This is a genomic window from Psychrobacter sp. DM8 (assembly GCF_051307025.1).
Lineage (GTDB): Bacteria > Pseudomonadota > Gammaproteobacteria > Pseudomonadales > Moraxellaceae > Psychrobacter.
Genome location: NZ_CP195538.1, coordinates 1,587,834 through 1,606,597, shown reverse-complemented (window position 1 = coordinate 1,606,597; position 18,764 = coordinate 1,587,834). Strand labels below are relative to the sequence as shown.

Genomic DNA, 18,764 nt, shown 5'->3' with positions numbered 1-18,764 from the left:
GCCTGTCTTACCATACAAGAGAGCATTGTGAAATAATGGATTTTACTATGACTAAAAGTACTCAGTTAAATACACTACAATCTACTAAATTTGTGCCTGTGCTTTTGTCTGCCATACTTAAATCTTTCATACTTAGGTCTACCATACTTAGATCTACCGCTCTTAGATCTACCGTTCTGACGTCTGCTACACTTACCAAAGTATACTTTAGCGTCGCTATGATTCTGAGTTCAGTTTTTATTATTCCAAGCGCGCAAGCGGCCAGTTGCAAGATACCAAAGAGCTACTACAAGCATGTTTCTTGCACTGCTGATAGTCGCTATTTCTTGGCGGTAAAAGATTTTGGTGCGCCAGTCGCTTTACTCGATAAAAAAGGTAAAAAAGTAGCTGATCTTATGGGGTATCAGCGCGTAGATGCCACCAAGATAGCAGGAGGTCTCATGCCTGTACAGCGTAATAGTAAAGTCGGCTACGTCGATATGCGCGGGCGCGAGGCGATACCGACCAGGTACGATATCATCGGCTCCAACCAAGAGTGGGCAAGAGCGGTATCAGACGGACGCATTGTTGTCAAAAGAAACGGCGATTATGGCGTGATTACCACCGCCAATCAAGTGGTTGTACCGTTTAAATCCTCTATCAGTCATATCGATAATTACAAAAACGGTATTGCGCGCGTAAGTAAAGGCAAGTCCATAAGTTGGCTGGATAAAGACGGTAACATCGCTCAAGATCCTAATGCAAAGCGTGAGATGCAAGCTTCAAATAACCGATCTGAGAATGCGCCAGCGGTAGTGCCTGCACTATTTACCACGTTAAAGGCCAAGCAACAAAACGGTAAATGGGGTTTTGTTGATGACAACGACGTGGTGATGATTACCTATTCGTTTGATGACGTACGACCTTTCTCTGAAGGTTTGGCTGCGGTCAGTATCGATGACAAATGGGGCTTTTTAAATTTAGGCGGCGAGCTTGTCATACCTTTTAACTTTGATAATAGTGTCATAAGTAATGACGACACCTATCAAGGCGTCTCACCTTTTATATTTAAAGAAGGTACGGCTTGGGTGGGTACATTGGCAGATGGTCAAAAAACCTGTATCAATACAACGGGTGAAATTGTAAGCTGTGGTTAATCGCTCAATACTATTTGTTGTTTGAACTCAAAAGACAAATTTAAAAAGAGTCGTGGCTATTGTTATGAATAGCAGCAACGACTCTTTTTTTAGCTGAACACTTATTAGTGAGCAATCGTTAATCAGTAATTAAAAGTTAGCCGAGTAAATGATTGCGAATCAGATCAACCATATAAGGCTGATAATAGGCAGGTATATCATGCCCCATGCCTTCAATGAGATGAAAGGTGGCATTGGGAATAGTCTTGGCAACGACGCGACCTTGAGAGGCTGGAATAAGGCCATCAGCACTGCCGTGCATGACAATGGTTGGCGCTTTGATTTGCTTACTAAAGCGAGCAATAGAGCCTGAGGCTAATATAGCGTTAAGCTGCTGCACCGTGCCTAGCGGATGAAAGCTGCGCTGATAACGCAACTGAGCAATCTCACGCACGAGACGCACATTAATATGTCCTGGCGTGCCGACGGTTTTCATAAACCAGACGCTATGGCGCACAATATCGCGCTCAGAATGGCTCTCAGGACGATTAATCAAGGTATATAACTGCTTGGGCTTAGGCGGGCGCAAAAATGCGCGATTGGTCGTGGTAAACATGAGCGCCACTTTGTCCACTAGGCTTGGATAACGCGCGGCAACAATTTGCGAGATCATTCCGCCCATAGACGCGCCAATCAAATGCGTACTCCCTAGATGCAAAGCCTTGATCAAGCGGGCAGTGTCCTCTGCCATATCGGTCAAGTTATATGCCACTTGCGCGCTTTTGTTAGAGAGTCCCGTTTGCAAGCGCATCATCATCTTAAGCTGACTGATACGCGGCAGACCATCGATTTGGACTTTGGAAGATAGACCGATATCACGATTATCAAAACGAATAACGAATAATCCTGCATCAATAAGGCGCTTAATAAAAGCATCGGGCCAAAATATCATCTGTGAGCCAAGACCCATAACCATCAGTAGTGGTGGGTTGGCAGGGTTACCGCCAGCTTCAACACACAGCTCAATGCCGTCACCGATATCTATCATAGCTTGATACAGATGCTCGCTCAGATCTGAGGGGTGCCACTTGTGCTCACCGAACTTTTTCCACTCATCACTAGGATAGTGTTCGATCTTGTTAGCGGGGCTATGAGTACCTAGATCATTTGAAGTCATAATATTTCCTATTGCGCAAGTGGCCTAAAATTCTGCCATCTCAAAGTCAAGCTTGCCGACGCCGCACTCAGGACATATCCAGTCCTCTGGAATATCTTCCCATTTGGTACCTGGCGCGATACCTTCTTCAGGACAGCCTAGCTCTTCATCATATATCCAGCCACAGACTATACATTCATAACGTTTCATACTTTATCCTATCAACTAATACTGAGATATTACGCACCTTTAGGTACGATAAAAACGTCCGTAGTGTAGCATATAACCAGACTTTGCACGTTTAAGTTTACACTTGTATATTGAGATTGCTCTAGCATAATCAAGTAAAAATATAGCACTTTTTATATCTATAATTGTCTAATGTTGAACATCACCCCTCAAAATAGTATCCATTATGCTATGATTGCCCCCATTATTTTTAACCGTATTTTTAGCCATTATTGAATGCCATCCCTTTATTCACCAGTCATCTAAGATTGAGGTCACCATGAGCGCCACTGCAATATCTAACACCAAAAACATTGATCATCCCTTTTGGCAAGTGATCAGAACGGTACCTAATTTTCCAAAAGCAGGTATCGATTTTTATGATATTACGCCGTTACTGCGCAGTCACATAAATGATGTCATCGATGCGCTGCTTGCAGCTTTGCCCGAGGGGCTTATGGATGAGGTGGATTGTTTAGGTGCGGTTGAGGCACGCGGCTTTGTATTTGCAAGCTTGCTGGCAGGCCGTCTTGGCAAAGGCATGATACTACTGCGTAAACCTGGCAAATTGCCGCCACCTGTTGCAAATAAAGCCTATGCATTAGAGTACGGTAAAGATACGCTTGAGATGCAAAATAACTTACCGCCTGAGCGCGTATTATTGGTTGATGATATTTTGGCGACAGGAGGCACTCTCACGACCGCCTATGAGCTATGCCGATCCGCTGAGCATACTGTCGTTGGCGCTTTGGTACTTCTCGACTTGGTAGAGTTGCATGGCGAGTTTCCTGTACCTGTTTATACGGTCCTAAAGGCATAAAGATTTAGTCATAACAGTGAATAGTAATCTTAAAGGTATAAAAAAGCAGCATTCTAAGTGCTTAGAATGCTGCTTTTACTTGATAACTTTTACTTAATAGTGAGTCTAAACGACTAACGAGTTAACTCGCCAAAGCCTAACGCATCCCCGCCAACGCCTTTGCCAGCTCGTCACGCGCGGCGATAAACCCGTCTATGCCTTTAGGCAATAAGTCTTGAGTGATCTTATCCTGTTGATACTCATGATTAAAGGCTTCGTGAGTCAGACTGATTTTTTGCATATCCGCCAACTCTGTTGCCATACTTGGTGAGAGCTTGCGAGTGACGTCGACGTCCATAGCCTCAAGCTCGTCGATAAGATCAGGCGCAATAGTGAGCAGATCACAACCTGCTAGCGCAAGTATCTGCTCGACCGAGCGAAAGCTAGCTCCCATGACTTGGGTGTCATAACCATGCTGCTTGTAATACTGATAAATAAGCTTGACAGATTGTACGCCCATATCATCAGTAGGCGGAATGTTCTGGCGGCTTTGTTGGCGTTTTTGCCAGTCCAATATACGACCGACAAAAGGTGAGATGAGGGTGACCCCTGCGTCGGCGCAAGCGATCGCTTGATGCTGACCAAAGAGCAAAGTTAAGTTGCAGTGAATATTTTGGGTTTCAAGATAGCGCGCCGCCTCAATGCCTTGCCAGGTCGCTGCCATTTTGATGAGTACGCGCTCAGAATCCACGCCAGCGTCCTGGTAGGCATTCATAAAGGCAAGCGCTTTATCAATAGTCGCCTGAGTATCATAGGACAGGCGTGCATCGACCTCAGTGGAGACTCGTCCCTCAATGAGTTCCAATATATTACAGCCGATCTTGATAGTAAGCGCATCAATGACAGCATCGACATCACCATGATAGCGGCTCATCGTTTCACTCAGCATAGATTGATTGTCAGGATGAATGAGGGCTTTGGTGATTAGGCTTGGGTTGGTCGTCGCATCCTGAGGTCGCAGGCGTGCAATAGCAGCCAAATCCCCTGTGTCAGCGACAATAGTGGTCATCGTGCGAAGCTGTTGTAATGCGCTCATTGAATATCCTTGCGTGTTGAATGATTAGCAAACAAACTTTAACATAGTTTGGTTTGGATTTATCTAATATAAAAACGAATGATACCAAGACGAGACGCAGGCAATGAGCATAAGTATTGATATAAATCTAATGTATGAAGATTTTTCAGCCTGTTTGTGATTTAGTGTCTTATCCTGCTTTTAAAGGATTAGACAAGTCCTATCTACCATTAAAAATAAACCGTTTTTGTTTTATAAACACGATAAATCGATAAGATGGCTTTAAATATACTGATGATGTGCTACATTATAGCGGTCTAAATAACAGTTAAAAAGGATAGGCGGTATGAGCGAGCAGTCACTAGAGCAAAAGCCAGATAACCCAGAGCAAACAGATACGCCAGCAACGGAGCAAGCGTTTTTGACTCAGCTGCGTCAAAACATTGATGCCGTAGACTCTCAGATTCATACGCTCATTAACAACAGAGCCAGATTAGCCCAGCAAGTGGCTTTGGTCAAAAAAGAACACGTCGCCAATAGCAAAGATGACTCTATACGCAATCCTATCTTTTATCGTCCTGAGCGCGAGGCGCAAGTCCTAAAAGCGGTCATGGCGCGTAACGAAGGCCCTATCTCTGACGAGAAGATGGCGCGCCTGTTTCGTGAGATTATGTCGGTTTGTCTGGATCTAGAAGCACCGCAGCGTATTGCCTTCTTGGGACCTGTCGGTACCTTTACGCATGCCGCCGCGCTCAAACATTTTGGCAAAGCGGCTGATACAGTACCGATGACTACGATTACCGATGTGTTTCGCGAAGTGGAGGCGGGTACGGCTATGTATGGGGTGGTACCTGTTGAGAACTCATCAGAGGGCGTCGTTAATCATACGCTTGATGGGTTTTTGTCGTCATCTCTCAAAATCATTGGTGAAGTTGAGCTGCCTATTCATCAGAACTTTTTGGTCGCTCAGCACACCAAGGTTGATAGCTTAAGCCGTATCTATTCACATCAGCAGTCCCTTGCACAGTGTCGTCATTGGCTTGATGTTAATTTCCCTAATATTGAGCGGGTAGCGGTCTCAAGTAATGGGGAGGCGGCGCGCCGTCTCAAGAACGAATGGCATTCGGCTGCTATTGCAGGGGACGTAGCGGCTGCAGAGTACGATTTGCATAAGCTATATTCAAATATCGAAGACAATCCGAGCAATACTACGCGATTCTTGATTATCGGTCATGAAGCGATTGCGCCCTCAGGTCAAGACAAAACCTCTATCGTCGTCTCAGCGCATGATAAAGCTGGCGCACTGATCGAGATCCTCAAGCCCTTGTCGTATCACGGCGTATCTATGACTAGCATCGAGACTCGTCCTGAGCGTCCTAATAAATGGGCTTACGTATTCTTTATCGATATGGATGGTCATATTCAAGACCCTAACGTGAGCGCTGCTGTTGCTGATATCAAGCCTCTGGTAAAAGACTTGCGCGTACTAGGCTCATACCCTAAAGCGGTATTGTAGCCTTTTAATTATTGAGGAGATATCATGTCAGTTGCCAGTGGTGATCAATCTGTTTTGCGTCCTGCTTACGACAGTATCCTAACGCTTGCGCCTTATCAAACGGGCAAGCCTGCCGACGAGATCACGCGCGAGTATGGCGTCTTTGATGTGGTCAAACTCGCCAGCAACGAGAATCCGCTGGGCTGCTCGCCTTATGTGACCCTAGCGATCACTGATGAGCTAGGAGAGCTGGCGCGCTATCCTGATGGCAATGGCTATTATCTCAAGCAAGCCCTGTCTGATTTTAATGATATTAGCATCGATTGTATCACCTTGGGTAATGGCTCTAACGATCTACTCGATATCTTGGCACGTAGTTTTGTCAGTAGTGATGATGCTATCGTTTATAGCCAATATGGTTTTGTAGTGTATTCGATGCTGGCTAAAATGCAAGGCGCGGCGGGTATTGAAATACCGGCGCAGCGATTTGGTCATGATTTGAGTGCTATGGCTCAGGCTGTCAAAGACAATCCCAATACCAAGATAGTGTTTATCGCTAATCCTAACAATCCAACGGGCACTCAACTTGGGCGTGATGAGCTACAGGAATTTGTAGCCAGTATGCCGCCGTCAGTGCTGGTTGTATTAGATGAAGCTTATATAGAGTACAGCCCTGAGAGCAATAATCGCGCGCTGCTAGATGCGTTTGACAACGTCGTCATTGTGCGCACCTTTTCGAAAGCTTATGGTCTGGCGGGGTTACGCGTTGGTTATGCCCTCAGCTCAGCGCCAGTGGCTGATTTATTGAACCGTGTACGCCAACCTTTTAACGTCAGTCGTCTCGGTCTTGCTGCCGCTACAGCCGCGCTTGCAGATCAGTCGTTCATCGAGACGGTAAGATACACCAACCAAGAGCAGATGCGCTGGCTTGAGAAGCAGTTTGACGCGTTAGGATTGGGTTTTATCAAATCTTTCGCCAATTTTATTATGCTAGAGGTGGCTGTAGATATGGAGGAGACAACAGCGGCAACAGTAAATCAAGCGCTATTAGAGCAAGGCGTTATTGTACGACCATTAGCAGCCTACGGCCTTGATGATTGGCTACGCATTACGGTTGGCACTGCCGAAGAAAACCTACGCTTAGTTGATACGCTAAGCTCTATTTTGAACGATGATTGAGGCAATAGTGAGTCCACAAAATAATAACCTATACCTTAATCCTTCACAGACGAGCACTCAGCCTTTATTTAAGCAGGTGTGCGTGGTCGGTCTGGGTTTGATTGGCGCAAGTCTAGCGCAAGCGATCAAGGATAAAGGGTTGAGCGCGCGTATCGTCGCGGTAGATCGCCATATACCAAGTATTGACGAGGCCATCGAACAAGGTCTGCTTGATAAAGGTAGTGATACGCTTTTGGATGCCGTTGCTGGTAGCGATTTGATCGTTGTTGCCATTCCCGTGCAAGCGGTACCCGCCATTTTTGCTGATATAAAGGCGGCTATGGATATAGGTCTGATCGCTACTGATTGTATGATTACTGATGTCTGTAGTACCAAAGTCAATATTATTGAAGCTGCTACCCAAGTATTTGCCACTTCATCAAATGATATGCCTACTGGGTTTGTACCCGCGCATCCGATTGCTGGGGCAGAGAATTCAGGGTATCATGCCAGACGTAGTGACTTGTTCAGTCATCATAGCGTTATCATCTGTGAGCTTATGACGACGGATGCTATAGCGATTGCGCGGCTCAAGCAGTTATGGGAAGCAGTAGGCGCGTCGGTTATGAGTATGGACGCTGAGCGTCATGACAAGATACTCGCGCACACCAGTCACTTGCCGCATCTGCTTGCCTTTAATCTGGTTGAACAACTTGCCAGCCACGATGACAATCTAGACATGTTTCGCTACGCGGCAGGTGGGTTTCGCGACTTTACCCGCATAGCAGCCAGCGACCCTAAAATGTGGCACGATATATTTAACGCCAACAAAGGTGCCGTCGTGAGCGCCCTTGATGAATACAGCGACTATCTACAACAGCTGCGTCATCTTATTATAAATAACGACTCAACCGCCCTGATGGGGTTATTAGGCCGCGCGCAAGCTGCTCGGCGACACTTTGATCACATGTTAGCTTCTACCCCCTATACGGATACCTCTGCTATGTCAGCGTCATATATTATCTCGCCAAGTCAAACTCTCACAGGCACAATCGCTATTCCAGGTGACAAATCTATCTCGCATCGTAGCATTATGCTCGGTAGTCTTGCGACTGGTGTGACAAAAGTCACTGGATTCTTAGAAGGTGAGGACGCTTTGGCGACACTACAGGCGTTTCGTGATATGGGCGTGACGATCGAGGGCCCTGATAAGGGCGAGTTGACCATTCATGGCGTTGGTATGCAGGGCCTCAAACCCAGCAAAACGCCGCTTTACATGGGTAATTCTGGCACTAGTATGCGCCTGCTATCGGGCATTTTGGCCGCACAAAAATTTGACAGTGTACTCATTGGTGATACTAGCCTAAACAAGCGTCCCATGGAGCGAATCGCCGCGCCGCTGCGTCAGATGGGCGCCGTTATCCAGAGTACGGGCACTAGTGGTACGGCGCCGCTCAGCATTACAGGCCGCGACAAAGCGGGCACACCACTAGAAGGTATTCATTACGATATGCCTGTGGCCTCAGCGCAAGTCAAATCCTGCTTATTGTTAGCAGGATTATGGGCTGATGGCACAACGACGGTGACCCAGCCTGAGATTAGCCGTGATCATACTGAGCGTATGCTATCTGCTTTTGGCTACCCGGTTGTTGTTGAGGGCAATCGCATTAGTGTTGAGGGCGGTGGACAGCTGACAGGCGGTGACATCGCTGTCCCTGCTGATATTTCCTCAGCGGCGTTCTTTATGGTGGCCGCTGCCATTAGCAAAGATAGTGAGCTGACCTTGTCGCAAGTGGGTATCAATCCGACACGTACGGGCATTATTGATATTCTAAAGCTCATGCAAGCGGACATCACTTTGAGTAATGAGACTCATATCGGCGGTGAGCCCGTCGCCGATATCACCATTCGTAGCTCAAATCTGCAAGGTATTAATATACCTGAGCATCTGGTGCCGCTAGCTATCGATGAGTTCCCTGTACTGTTCGTCGCGGCGAGTTGCGCGCAAGGTCGTACGGTGTTGACAGGCGCTAAAGAGTTACGTGTCAAAGAGTCTGATCGCATTGCGGTTATGGCTGAGGGTTTACAAGCTCTAGGCGTCAATTGTACAGTAACGGACGATGGGATGATTATTGAAGGTCAAAACGTCGATGGTCATAATAACGATAAAGCGGTATTTGGCGGCGGGCATATCGTCTCTCATCACGACCACCGTATCGCCATGAGCTTTGCAGTAGCGAGCCTCAGAGCGTCTGAGCAGATTACGATCGAAGGGGTAGAGACGGTCAATACCAGCTTCCCAGGGTTCGCCGAACTCGCCACTCAAATCGGCATGAACATTGAAGTTCAAAGCGGCGCTGTCCAAAGTGGCGACGATAATGCCTGATAATATCTAGGCAGATTTTTTAGATTAAAACCTTTAGATAGACTCATTAAAATAATACGTCTCTTTAACTTCTAGCAATGGGCTGATGTCTCATCGATATCAGCGCATTGCTTTTCTTTTTTTTCTGCTTTTCTCTCAAGCTTGACGCTTTTATATGCTCACTTTATAAACACAATAAAAGCATAGATGCGTTTTAGCGATAATAAGTTGTGCTGTACTATGACTACTCAAAATGTCCTAAAAAAACCAGTCGCTCCTATCCCAACGACCAGACGCGGCATTATCACCGCGCTAATTGCATTTTGTATTTGGGGTGCGTTTCCTTTATATTTTAAACAACTAGCCGCTTATGATGCGACCGAGATTATAGGGCATCGTATCATTTGGACGTTTTTGTGCTTACTTGTCGTACTGATTGTAACCAAACGCTGGCAGTGGATTGACACGCTCAAGCAGCACCCAAAATGGCTTGCTTTTACGTTTATATCAGGCCTGATTATTGCGACCAATTGGCTCACCTATGTATGGGCGGTCAATAATGACCGTATCCTCGAAGCCAGTTTGGGCTATTTTATCGGGCCGCTGGTCGGCGTTGCCCTGTCGATGATCCTATTCAAAGAGCGCCTGCGTCTATTGCAGTGGGTGGCGATTGGCTTTGCGCTACTCTCTGTGCTCATTCAAGTTGTTATGCTCGGTAGTTTGCCTTGGCTATCACTAATTTTGGCCTTTAGTTTTAGCACTTATGGCACCATTCAGCGCCAAACGCCATTTACGGCCATCGATGCGATGTTTATTGAGACCGCTATGCTAGTGCCGATTTGTCTGTGGTGGTTTTGGCAGGCTGATGTGGTCAGTAGTCAGCTCAGCTTTTGGTTTACGCCTGATATTTGGCTACTTATGCTGGCAGGCCCTGTGACCTTGATACCGCTGCTACTGTTTAATAAATCGACTAAATTGGTGGCCTATAGTATCTTGAGTTTTATGAATTATCTCACGCCAACCTTTATCTTTTTACTGGCTGTATTTTATTATAATGAGCCTTTTGATACCAATCGTCTAATCGTGTTCGGCCTGATTTGGTTTGGCTTGCTATTATTCAGCATAGATTTGTGGCGTCATCGTCCTAGTAAAATGCTAAAATCGGCAGGGCGCGCGCTTTAATTTATCTCGAAAATTACAAAGCCTTTTAAAATAAATAGTTAAGGATGCTCCATGTTTGATACCCAAGCGGATGTCGTATTCGTAAAAGCGCTAAAAGTTGATGCGGTGATTGGCGTATACGGTTGGGAGCGCGCCATCACTCAGCCGCTACTTATCGATATCGTGCTCGAAACCGATATCAGTAAAGCGGCATTATCAGATGATGTCAAAGACGCGCTCAATTATAAAGCGGTGTGCGATGATGTCAGCCAGTGGTGCAAAGAGATCAAAGCTGAGCTGCTTGAGCACTTGTCAGCGCAGTTGGCTGATAGACTACTTAGCCATTATCCGTGTCAAAAAGTCATCCTTAGCGCCGCAAAACCGACTGCGATTAAAGATGCGGCAGCGGTCGGCGTACAAATTACTCGTGTTGCTACACCTACTAATAAGTCAAATGATGACCACTAAAGACTTAGATCGTTTGGCTGGTTTAAATCTTGATAGCTTGCCAAGAGCTGCTCCCAAAACGCTTTTTGATAAACCGGTGGGCGCAGTCTTGATTGCGCTTGGGAGCAATTATCAAGCAAAGAGACATCTGATAGAGGTGAGAGAAAAACTAGCCTTGCTGGGTACAATGAGGTTATCAAAGCCGTTTCAAAACCCAGATTTTACTGCTACCGCTGCGCAGCCAAAGCCAGATTATGTCAATCAGTGCGTCTATCTGTGTCTAAATCAAGCTATGACGTTAGGTCATATACAACAAATTTTTAAGAGCTTTGAGAGTAGCTGCGGGCGCAATCGCCTAAAGGAGCCGCAGCAAGTTATCAAAAAAGTCACAATGGATATCGATATCTTGCTAGTACATCTTCAACTAAGCAGTAAAGAAGATTTAAATTCGCCATCGGGATGGACAGTGTCAAAGTGGACGGTCATGGCAGATCGCTATCCCTTCAAGGCTCATGAAATACTAGGCGTAAAAGAGTTGGCGTCAAAATAGATGTAGTAGCACGTTTATCTAAATCAACTCGCTCTATGCGTATGAATCGACATGAGTAGTCCAAAGCCGCCCATCAAAGTCACAATAGCAGTACCACCATAGCTGACAAAAGGCAGAGGTACGCCTACGACAGGCAATATACCGCCGACCATCCCAACATTGACAAAAACATAGACAAAAAACGACATGGCGATAGCGCCTGCTAGCAGCCGACTGTAAGTATCGGTATGAGTAAAGGCAATGTACAAAGCGCGGGTAAGCAGGCACGCATAAATAAACATCAATAAAATCACTCCTAAGAGTCCAAACTCCTCAGAAAAAGCAGCAATAATAAAGTCTGTATGACCTTCGGGCAAAAAATGCAAATGCGACTGCGTGCCATCTAAGTAGCCTTTACCCGTCAGACCGCCTGACCCAATAGCGGTTTTGGACTGAATGATATTCCAGCCTGCGCCTTGTACATCAGCTTCGGGGTTAAACAAGGTCAAAACCCGCGTGCGCTGATAGTCATGCATCAAAAAATTCCACGCAAAAGCGACAAAGGGAATCGCTAAAGCAACCGCTATAGATATAATGCGCCACGATAGACCTGCCAAAAACAGCACAAAAATACCACTTGCTGCAACCAGCAGTGAGGTACCAAGATCCGGCTGACCTGCGATGAGTAGAACGGGGACAATAATAAGCGCAAGAGTTATGGCAATACTTGAGAGCGAGGGCGGCAACTCGCGCTTGGATAAAAACCACGCACACATCATCGGCATACCCAGCTTCAAAAATTCAGACGGCTGCACGCTACCAAATCCTGGCAGGCGAATCCAGCGCTGCGCGCCCATACGTACCTCACCGATGATCTCAACGAGCACGAGTAGCGCAAGACCAAGTACATAAAACACAGGCGTGAGCGTACGATAAACGCTTGGCGGTATTTGCGCCATAGTGAACATCACCACAAAGGCCACCCCATAACTGATCGCTTGCCGCAGTACCATACTGGTGTTTTGAGTTGAGGCGCTATAGAGAATCGTTAAGCCAATACAGCAAATCATCAGTAACAGCAGGGTCAACCAAGGATCAACATGAATGCGCTGCCAAAGCGTCAGCTCAGAGCGCTGCCCTAAATGGTGGCTTTGACGCGAAAATCGGTACTGCGGACTCATAGACATAGGCATTGTAGGCTAAAATTATGAATAATAAAAGGGATGGAGATAAACCAAGTTACTTATTTTAAGTTGTTAAATTTTCAGTTTCTAAATTTTCAGTTGCTAAATTTTGAATAAAACACCGCTTATAAAAGCGTCTTAGGTAAAGTCACTTGATTCTAAAAGTGTTAAGGATAAATGTTAATAGTCAATCAGTTACCCGTAAATGGTGGCGATAGTTTAGCCTGCTTAGCAAAAATTTGATAGTATCTATACACTTGATACTGTCGATAGAGGTAGGATTATCTTTTTGTTTAAGTGACGATTACCGCTAACCTATTAAGATAACACTCGCGACTGTTTTTGTAGTCTTTTGTGATGATAAATATGAAAAAAAACAACGATGTATGCGTAAGGTCAAACCGAAAAAAAGCCAGTACTTTGCGCGCTTACGAGTCCTGTATCACTTTGCAGCGTAGGGCGATCAAACCTATTATTGGCTCGCTAATATGTTTAAGTGCTATCAGTGCACAAGCGGCTATCTTGACCGATGATAGCGAGCGCCGTATTCAAGTACGCTATGGCAGTAGCAATGCTTATATAAAACAAGATCCAAATACTAGGGTGTATGCCACTCCTAATAATCGCCTAGCTGATAGTATGCAGAATCTGATTGCAGAAAAAGAGCGAAGTTATCCGTTTGATGCCAAATTATCAATAGATGAGAATAAACGCATCAGTATTAGAAATGCTACGTCTTATCAGAACCAAAACCAGTATCGAACCATTTATAGCAATGATGGGTACAACAACAGATATAATGCTTTTGACAATAACTTTAGCTTAGTGGACTTTGACAGTTGGCTCAAAAGTAACAGCTACCGCGCAGGTCAAGTTGCCAATTATCAGCGTTATCTCAGCGCGCAGGTTGGCGGACAAAATGTACCGCCGCTCTCTGAATTACTGACTACTGCTAGGAGCTGGGATAAATGCGGTTATGAGCCTTATCAGTTGCCGCCAGAGGAGCTGTGGTCAAATGTCATTCCGACGCTGCGGTTATATAGTGAGCTCAAAAGACAAGGGATATTACCTGCAAGTACACAAATACGTTCTGCCTATCGTAGTCCTGGACTCAACGACTGCGCAGGAGGCGCTGATGCTAGCAAACATATGACGGCAGGCGCGATAGACATTTGGGTGCCGGAGTACGATGATAACCCTTGGCTTATCAGTAAATTACAAGACAGTTTGTGCGAGTTTTGGCAATATCAAGGCCAGTCCTATCAGTTTGGTCTAGGAATTTACTCGACGGGCGCGATCCATTTAGATACAGCAAGTTATCGTAAATGGGGCTTTAATAATACCAGCAGTAGTTCAGCTTGCCGTTTTTAGCTGGCCTAACACAATTTATTGTACACCTTTGAATTAGGTTTTTTATCTGCTAAATTTTTACAAAATATAAGAAAAAAATAGTAGGATGAGCGGTAGTATATTAAGTTGAACGGTAAGTTAAGTAACTAAAGCCTATTTCATACTAGTAAACAATGTTTTATAATATCGGTTTTTAACTCAAAGTGCTTTCACTACAATTAAGGCAGTTATGACTGTTATTACGCTTAAAAAACCAAGATCTATCAAACGCCATTTCTCCTTATCTTATTACAACACATTTAGTATCGCTATCATTTGTCCTTTGTTTTTAAGTGCTTGTGGTCATGATGATTATTCAAATGACATACAAGATCCTGCCGTTATTACTGAGCAAAGCGTCACTGAACAAAACATCAAAGAAATTGAAGAAAATATCAAAAACTCCTATGCACGTTTAGCAGCGAAGCATTCTGATATTTGTCCCAAACTATTACAAAAAAACGTCGACGACGAAACCATTGTCCGCACAGCCGAGATTATGGTATATGACTACTGTGAGTATTATCTGTACCCAGATGTCGGACAAAGTATTGACGTCGATATCAATACAGACAAGATTGAAACTATGCTGGTGGTGCCATCCGTGCATAATTTTGCTAATGGTCCTTATAAGGTGACTTCTTATGACAAGCACATCATACGTTTAAACTACATCGGCGTTAAGTACAAGCCTAAGCGCTTAGAGTATGATTTGACGATGGTTATCAAAGATTAATCGTTATCAGCCCTAGTGTATTGTACCCCTTAACCGTCTATCAATTTTGATGGACTATCAGCTCTAACAATAAGCGCTGTCTGTAATTTATCAAGCGCCGTTTATAGACAGCGCTAAGACAATTATTGGTCATTCCAAGGATCGACTTCCCCAACAGTCACAATCAAAAAGTTCTCAGGCTCCAGCGTATCACGCAGGGTCTGGTTAACCGCAGGCAAACTCACTTGCTCGATACGGCTGACGTAATCACTCAAATAACTGTTTGGCAACTGATAAAAATTCATCATGCCAAGCAAGCCGTTAATCCCCGCATTACTCGCAAAACTCATCGGAAAGCTATTTTTCATATTATCTGTGGTCAGGCGCATCTCAGACGCTGTAATACCTTGCGTTAGTGTTTCATCTATAATGCTCAAACTGGCATCAATCGCCGCGCGCGCTTTGTCGTTGCGGGTTGAGAAACCGATCTGATAAGGGCCGCGAGTCAACATCGGATTCATCGATCCTGAGATGCCATAAGTATAGCCCAAGTTTTGGCGAATCTCGGTCATTAAGCGGGCATTAAAGTCGCCGCCAGCTAAGACCTCATTACCAATAGCGAAGTTGGTTTGCTGCTGCTGAGCCACAGGATCGGTTGCGCGCTTATTACCTAATTGTCCCATTAACACAGTCGTTTGGCTACTGGGAAAGGGTATGTGAATGTGCTGCGCTTTGGTCAGTGGTTTTGGTTCAGGTAGCACCGCCGCCGCTTGTCCTTTGGGCAGATTAGCGGTGATATCCTCAGCGAGCGCCTTTGCCTCGGATGAAGTTAGATTGCCTGTCATCGCAAGTGAGGCATTAGCGGCGACCAAGTAGCGATCTGTAAAATCTAATAAATCTGCTCTGTTGATACTAGGTACACTCTGTAATGTACCAGAGGAGGGATGCGCATAAGGGTGCGTCCCATATAGTGCTTCGTTAAATGCTAAACTGGCAAGGCTGCTTGGATCTTGTTTTTGCTGCTGTAAACCGACCAAAAGCCGCGCTTTATTACGCGCCAATATTTGCTCATCAAAGGTAGCCTCAGTTAGCATCTGCGTCATCAAGTCAATCGCTGGCAGCAGGTGCTCATCATCAGATAAGCTGCGCAATGAGACGATAAACATATCTTTGTAAGCGCTACTACCTAGATTGATACCCAAAGTCTCTGAGGCGCGGGTGAATGCCTCTTCATCTAATCGAGTAGTGCCTTGAGTCAGCATCGTCGCTGCCATATTAGCAATACCATAGCCCTCTGTACGTATCGAGCCATCGCGCGCGCTACCAGCGTTAAAACGCAAGTCAATATCGACAATAGGTAGGGCAGTAGTACGTACGAACGACACGCGCACCCCTGAGGTAGTGGTGAATTGTTCGATATCAGGTACGGTAATTTGTAGCGGTTTGACGTTATCGAGACTGGTTAATGTCGATAGCGCCGCAATCGGCGCATTAGGATCAACGATCGTAGTCGCGCGGTAGTCCTCTGCATGACTAGACACGCTCATAGCTAGCAGTAGGCTCAGGCTTAGATAACGGACGGACTTTGATAAGAGGTTTTGAGTCATGTTTTTCTTCTTAGTCTGATTGTTTTTGATACTCGTACGTAGTCAGCGATAGAGTGTTCGTTGCTCTATATCGATAAATCAAACTTAATTTATCGCTGTTAGTTTGTTAGTTTTGTCATCGGCCGCGTCACTCTCAGGCGGTACCACGTACATTACCGTGAGATTGTCCTTAACCAAGTATTTTTTGCTAGCGGCTTGAATATCGGCGACACTTATCTCATCGAGTTTACTTGGCAAGCTTGCAAGTAGCCTATCGTCTAATCCAATAGACTGCATGGAGCCTATCATTCGCGCCTGACCTTGCATACTATCTTGCGCGTAAACTAAGGAGGTCACCGTATTGGTCTTTGCACGGCTAATGTCATTAGCGGCAATCGGATCAGTAGATAATTTGTCAATCTCAGCGATAATAGCTTGCTGCGCTTGCTCTAAGCTTACCCCTTCACGCGGCGTCGCTTGTATCAAAAACAGGCCATCGCCGCGATCGAGTAAGTTATAAGAGGTGCCGACGCTGGTAAGTAGTCCTTGCTCGCGTATCAAGCGGCTCTCAAGCCGTGAGGATAGACCACCATCTAACACGTACTGCGCCAGCGAGAGTCCATAAGCTTGCTTTTCATCAAGCTGCGCAGGGAGCAAGCTTGGCACATTGTAGCCCATGAACAGTACCGGCACTTGCACCGCTTGTACAGAGTCTACCTTTTGATAGCCGCGAAACCCTGTTTGAGTCACAAAAGGGCGGCTTGGTAGCTTATTTGGTTTTAGAGCGCCAAAGTAGCGCTTAACCTGACTCATGACCTCATCAGGATCAACGTCGCCAACGATGACCAAAGTAGCATTATTAGGCGTATACCACGTGCGGTACCAGTCCTTGAGCTCTGATAATTTGATCGATTCAAGCTCACTCATAGGGCCAATGACCGACTCGCCTTTAGGACTATCAGGCATCGCCAGAAGGCGGTAGGACTCGTAGGCTTTTGCCAAAGGATTGTCGTCCGTGCGCTGGCGGCGCTCCTCCATGACGACCTGATGCTCCTTCTCAAACGCTGCTTCATCAAAGATCAAATTGACCATGCGATCGGCTTCTAATTCGAGTGCAAGCGGCAAGCGATTGGCAGGGAACAGCTCGTAGTAGCCCGTATAATCATAGCTGGTAAAGGCGTTGTTCACTCCGCCAAATTTAGCGATCAAGCGCTCATAGTCGTCACTTGAAACGGTGGAGGTGCCTTTGAACATCATATGCTCAAGCAAATGCGAGATGCCGCCTTTATCGATCGGCTCATCAGCTGACCCTACGCGATACCAGATTTGCGTCATCGCTACAGGCGCGCGGTGGTCTTCTTTTATAATGACCTTGAGACCATTGTCTAACTGATATTCATGACGACCTGACAGATCCATAGCTAGATCGTTAGTATTTTGCGCTATATTATCAGCGCTAACTGTAGATGACGTTTTGGATGTTGGTGTTAGGGTTTGGCAGGCAGCGAGGGTAGTACTAAGCGTTAACGTACAGGCGAGGCGCAGTGTTAATGAGGACATGAGACTCTCTTATGATAATGACAGATAAGCATTTAAGGGTTGGGTATGTTATATAGAGCCTTTAATATCAGAGATCAAAATCGCAGTAGGTTCAAGAGCATTGAGGGCGCTACAGCCTACGGTCAAAAATGACAAAGTTGCAATCATCAACACAAAAATAGGTTTGTGTGGTTGATTTTTTTGATTGTCTGTCTGATAAGTAAGCACACTTGAGGTATTAAATTGTGAATAAGTCACTGATTTTGACATAAAGGTATCCGTTATATCGATTTGTGAGCGCCAACCATCACGCTAGCGGTGGGCTTGAACTGATGAGTGGTGCTACAGCCTGTAGACGCAAGGCTTATAGTTATGACTGCTAGCATAAAAGTGAGGCTAACACAGCTTTTAGATATCATTGTTTTCATAAATATTTCTTAAATTTAAGATGTCAATAAGAGTAGGCGATTTGGCGCTAAACATAGGTGTCAATTATGTGATTAAACCTTAAGCTAAGCTTTCTTATCACTGAGTACGCACCAAATCGATGCTAACTGTCAGTCCAGAATTTGTCTTGAATTATGCTAAACTATGAGCGAGCATCTGATGGTATCACTCACATCAAATGACAACCACTTTATAATAAAATACAAATACATATTGATACTTTTAGGGCCTATTTATGAATAATCCAAACAATAGCAATCGCGTCGTTATCAATCTCGATGGCGCACTTGATGATTTAGATGACGATGATATTACCTTACCCAGTCTCCCTGCGCAATCGGTTGAGATTATTGATAATCCAAGGGATCAGGCGTCA

17 protein-coding genes are annotated in these 18,764 nt (G+C 45.3%); 10 read left to right on the top strand and 7 right to left on the bottom strand.

Annotated features, from left to right (window positions below; genetic code table 11):
- The first annotated feature begins 218 nt into the window (after window positions 1-218).
- Complete coding sequence (locus ACR64J_RS06830) at window positions 219-1,136, top strand: WG repeat-containing protein (protein WP_435948977.1); 918 nt, start codon at window positions 219-221, stop codon at window positions 1,134-1,136.
- Window positions 1,137-1,272: 136 nt separating this feature from the next.
- Here ACR64J_RS06830 and ACR64J_RS06825 read toward each other — a convergent pair whose 3' ends face one another.
- Both ACR64J_RS06825 and ACR64J_RS06820 read right to left on the bottom strand, forming a co-directional pair.
- On the bottom strand, window positions 1,273-2,292 hold the full coding sequence (locus ACR64J_RS06825; RefSeq protein ID WP_435948976.1) for an alpha/beta fold hydrolase: 1,020 nt from the start codon (window positions 2,290-2,292) through the stop codon (window positions 1,273-1,275).
- Between the two features lie 24 nt (window positions 2,293-2,316).
- A complete protein-coding gene (locus ACR64J_RS06820; protein ID WP_317198874.1) occupies window positions 2,317-2,481 on the bottom strand; it encodes a rubredoxin in 165 nt (54 codons plus the stop codon).
- Between the two features lie 298 nt (window positions 2,482-2,779).
- Here ACR64J_RS06820 and ACR64J_RS06815 point away from each other — a divergent pair, with 298 nt between their 5' ends.
- The gene (locus tag ACR64J_RS06815) at window positions 2,780-3,319 is read left to right on the top strand and encodes an adenine phosphoribosyltransferase (protein ID WP_317198873.1); all 540 of its coding nucleotides are present in this window, start codon (window positions 2,780-2,782) and stop codon (window positions 3,317-3,319) included.
- A gap of 136 nt (window positions 3,320-3,455) precedes the next feature.
- On the opposite strand, the gene ACR64J_RS06810 is transcribed toward ACR64J_RS06815, so the two are convergent.
- Window positions 3,456-4,394, bottom strand: coding sequence for a transaldolase (locus ACR64J_RS06810; RefSeq protein ID WP_435948975.1), 939 nt, complete (start codon window positions 4,392-4,394; stop codon window positions 3,456-3,458).
- A gap of 325 nt (window positions 4,395-4,719) precedes the next feature.
- On the opposite strand from ACR64J_RS06810, the gene pheA reads away from it, so the two are divergent.
- The 6 genes from pheA (at window position 4,720) to ACR64J_RS06780 (ending at window position 11,549) form a co-directional block, all read left to right on the top strand.
- Window positions 4,720-5,889: a prephenate dehydratase gene (gene pheA, locus ACR64J_RS06805; RefSeq protein ID WP_435948974.1), complete on the top strand. Its 1,170-nt coding sequence runs from the start codon at window positions 4,720-4,722 to the stop codon at window positions 5,887-5,889.
- Between the two features lie 24 nt (window positions 5,890-5,913).
- Window positions 5,914-7,047 carry a histidinol-phosphate transaminase gene (hisC, locus tag ACR64J_RS06800; RefSeq protein WP_435948973.1) on the top strand — a complete coding sequence of 378 codons (1,134 nt, stop codon included), beginning with the start codon at window positions 5,914-5,916 and terminating at the stop codon, window positions 7,045-7,047.
- A 7-nt stretch (window positions 7,048-7,054) separates the two neighbouring features.
- On the top strand, window positions 7,055-9,412 hold the full coding sequence (locus tag ACR64J_RS06795) for a bifunctional prephenate dehydrogenase/3-phosphoshikimate 1-carboxyvinyltransferase (RefSeq protein WP_435948972.1): 2,358 nt from the start codon (window positions 7,055-7,057) through the stop codon (window positions 9,410-9,412).
- Between the two features lie 219 nt (window positions 9,413-9,631).
- On the top strand, window positions 9,632-10,573 hold the full coding sequence (gene rarD, locus ACR64J_RS06790) for an EamA family transporter RarD (RefSeq protein WP_435948971.1): 942 nt from the start codon (window positions 9,632-9,634) through the stop codon (window positions 10,571-10,573).
- Between the two features lie 51 nt (window positions 10,574-10,624).
- Window positions 10,625-11,020, top strand: coding sequence for a dihydroneopterin aldolase (gene folB / locus ACR64J_RS06785; protein ID WP_435948970.1), 396 nt, complete (start codon window positions 10,625-10,627; stop codon window positions 11,018-11,020).
- The gene (locus ACR64J_RS06780; RefSeq protein WP_435948969.1) at window positions 11,007-11,549 is read left to right on the top strand and encodes a 2-amino-4-hydroxy-6-hydroxymethyldihydropteridine diphosphokinase; all 543 of its coding nucleotides are present in this window, start codon (window positions 11,007-11,009) and stop codon (window positions 11,547-11,549) included. Before folB ends, ACR64J_RS06780 begins: the two co-directional genes overlap by 14 nt.
- Window positions 11,550-11,572: 23 nt before the next feature.
- Here ACR64J_RS06780 and rodA read toward each other — a convergent pair whose 3' ends face one another.
- Window positions 11,573-12,715, bottom strand: coding sequence for a rod shape-determining protein RodA (gene rodA / locus ACR64J_RS06775; protein WP_435951040.1), 1,143 nt, complete (start codon window positions 12,713-12,715; stop codon window positions 11,573-11,575).
- 363 nt (window positions 12,716-13,078) lie between these two features.
- Here rodA and ACR64J_RS06770 point away from each other — a divergent pair, with 363 nt between their 5' ends.
- Together ACR64J_RS06770 and ACR64J_RS06765 are read left to right on the top strand one after the other, a co-directional pair.
- Window positions 13,079-14,083: a D-Ala-D-Ala carboxypeptidase family metallohydrolase gene (locus tag ACR64J_RS06770; protein ID WP_435948968.1), complete on the top strand. Its 1,005-nt coding sequence runs from the start codon at window positions 13,079-13,081 to the stop codon at window positions 14,081-14,083.
- Between the two features lie 208 nt (window positions 14,084-14,291).
- On the top strand, window positions 14,292-14,837 hold the full coding sequence (locus ACR64J_RS06765) for a hypothetical protein (RefSeq protein ID WP_435948967.1): 546 nt from the start codon (window positions 14,292-14,294) through the stop codon (window positions 14,835-14,837).
- 122 nt (window positions 14,838-14,959) lie between these two features.
- Here the strand turns inward: ACR64J_RS06765 and ACR64J_RS06760 are convergent, their stop codons facing one another.
- From ACR64J_RS06760 to ACR64J_RS06750, 3 genes are all read right to left on the bottom strand, one after another.
- Window positions 14,960-16,423: a M16 family metallopeptidase gene (locus ACR64J_RS06760; protein ID WP_435948966.1), complete on the bottom strand. Its 1,464-nt coding sequence runs from the start codon at window positions 16,421-16,423 to the stop codon at window positions 14,960-14,962.
- 84 nt (window positions 16,424-16,507) lie between these two features.
- A complete protein-coding gene (locus ACR64J_RS06755; protein ID WP_435948965.1) occupies window positions 16,508-17,962 on the bottom strand; it encodes a M16 family metallopeptidase in 1,455 nt (484 codons plus the stop codon).
- 48 nt (window positions 17,963-18,010) lie between these two features.
- Window positions 18,011-18,211 carry a hypothetical protein gene (locus ACR64J_RS06750; RefSeq protein WP_435948964.1) on the bottom strand — a complete coding sequence of 67 codons (201 nt, stop codon included), beginning with the start codon at window positions 18,209-18,211 and terminating at the stop codon, window positions 18,011-18,013.
- Between the last annotated feature and the right edge of the window lie 553 nt (window positions 18,212-18,764).

Bases quoted from the DNA above. Each gene is read 5' to 3' on its own strand.
- ACR64J_RS06815 (WP_317198873.1), top strand. From the start codon at position 2,780: ATGAGCGCCACTGCAATATCTAACACCAAAAACATTGATCATCCCTTT.
- ACR64J_RS06750 (WP_435948964.1), bottom strand. From the start codon at position 18,211: ATGTCAAAATCAGTGACTTATTCACAATTTAATACCTCAAGTGTGCTT.
- ACR64J_RS06765 (WP_435948967.1), top strand. From the start codon at position 14,292: ATGACTGTTATTACGCTTAAAAAACCAAGATCTATCAAACGCCATTTC.
- ACR64J_RS06755 (WP_435948965.1), bottom strand. From the start codon at position 17,962: ATGTCCTCATTAACACTGCGCCTCGCCTGTACGTTAACGCTTAGTACT.
- ACR64J_RS06825 (WP_435948976.1), bottom strand. From the start codon at position 2,292: ATGACTTCAAATGATCTAGGTACTCATAGCCCCGCTAACAAGATCGAA.
- folB (WP_435948970.1), top strand. From the start codon at position 10,625: ATGTTTGATACCCAAGCGGATGTCGTATTCGTAAAAGCGCTAAAAGTT.
- pheA (WP_435948974.1), top strand. From the start codon at position 4,720: ATGAGCGAGCAGTCACTAGAGCAAAAGCCAGATAACCCAGAGCAAACA.
- rodA (WP_435951040.1), bottom strand. From the start codon at position 12,715: ATGTCTATGAGTCCGCAGTACCGATTTTCGCGTCAAAGCCACCATTTA.
- ACR64J_RS06770 (WP_435948968.1), top strand. From the start codon at position 13,079: ATGAAAAAAAACAACGATGTATGCGTAAGGTCAAACCGAAAAAAAGCC.
- ACR64J_RS06830 (WP_435948977.1), top strand. From the start codon at position 219: ATGATTCTGAGTTCAGTTTTTATTATTCCAAGCGCGCAAGCGGCCAGT.
- hisC (WP_435948973.1), top strand. From the start codon at position 5,914: ATGTCAGTTGCCAGTGGTGATCAATCTGTTTTGCGTCCTGCTTACGAC.
- ACR64J_RS06780 (WP_435948969.1), top strand. From the start codon at position 11,007: ATGATGACCACTAAAGACTTAGATCGTTTGGCTGGTTTAAATCTTGAT.
- ACR64J_RS06820 (WP_317198874.1), bottom strand. From the start codon at position 2,481: ATGAAACGTTATGAATGTATAGTCTGTGGCTGGATATATGATGAAGAG.
- ACR64J_RS06810 (WP_435948975.1), bottom strand. From the start codon at position 4,394: ATGAGCGCATTACAACAGCTTCGCACGATGACCACTATTGTCGCTGAC.
- rarD (WP_435948971.1), top strand. From the start codon at position 9,632: ATGACTACTCAAAATGTCCTAAAAAAACCAGTCGCTCCTATCCCAACG.
- ACR64J_RS06760 (WP_435948966.1), bottom strand. From the start codon at position 16,423: ATGACTCAAAACCTCTTATCAAAGTCCGTCCGTTATCTAAGCCTGAGC.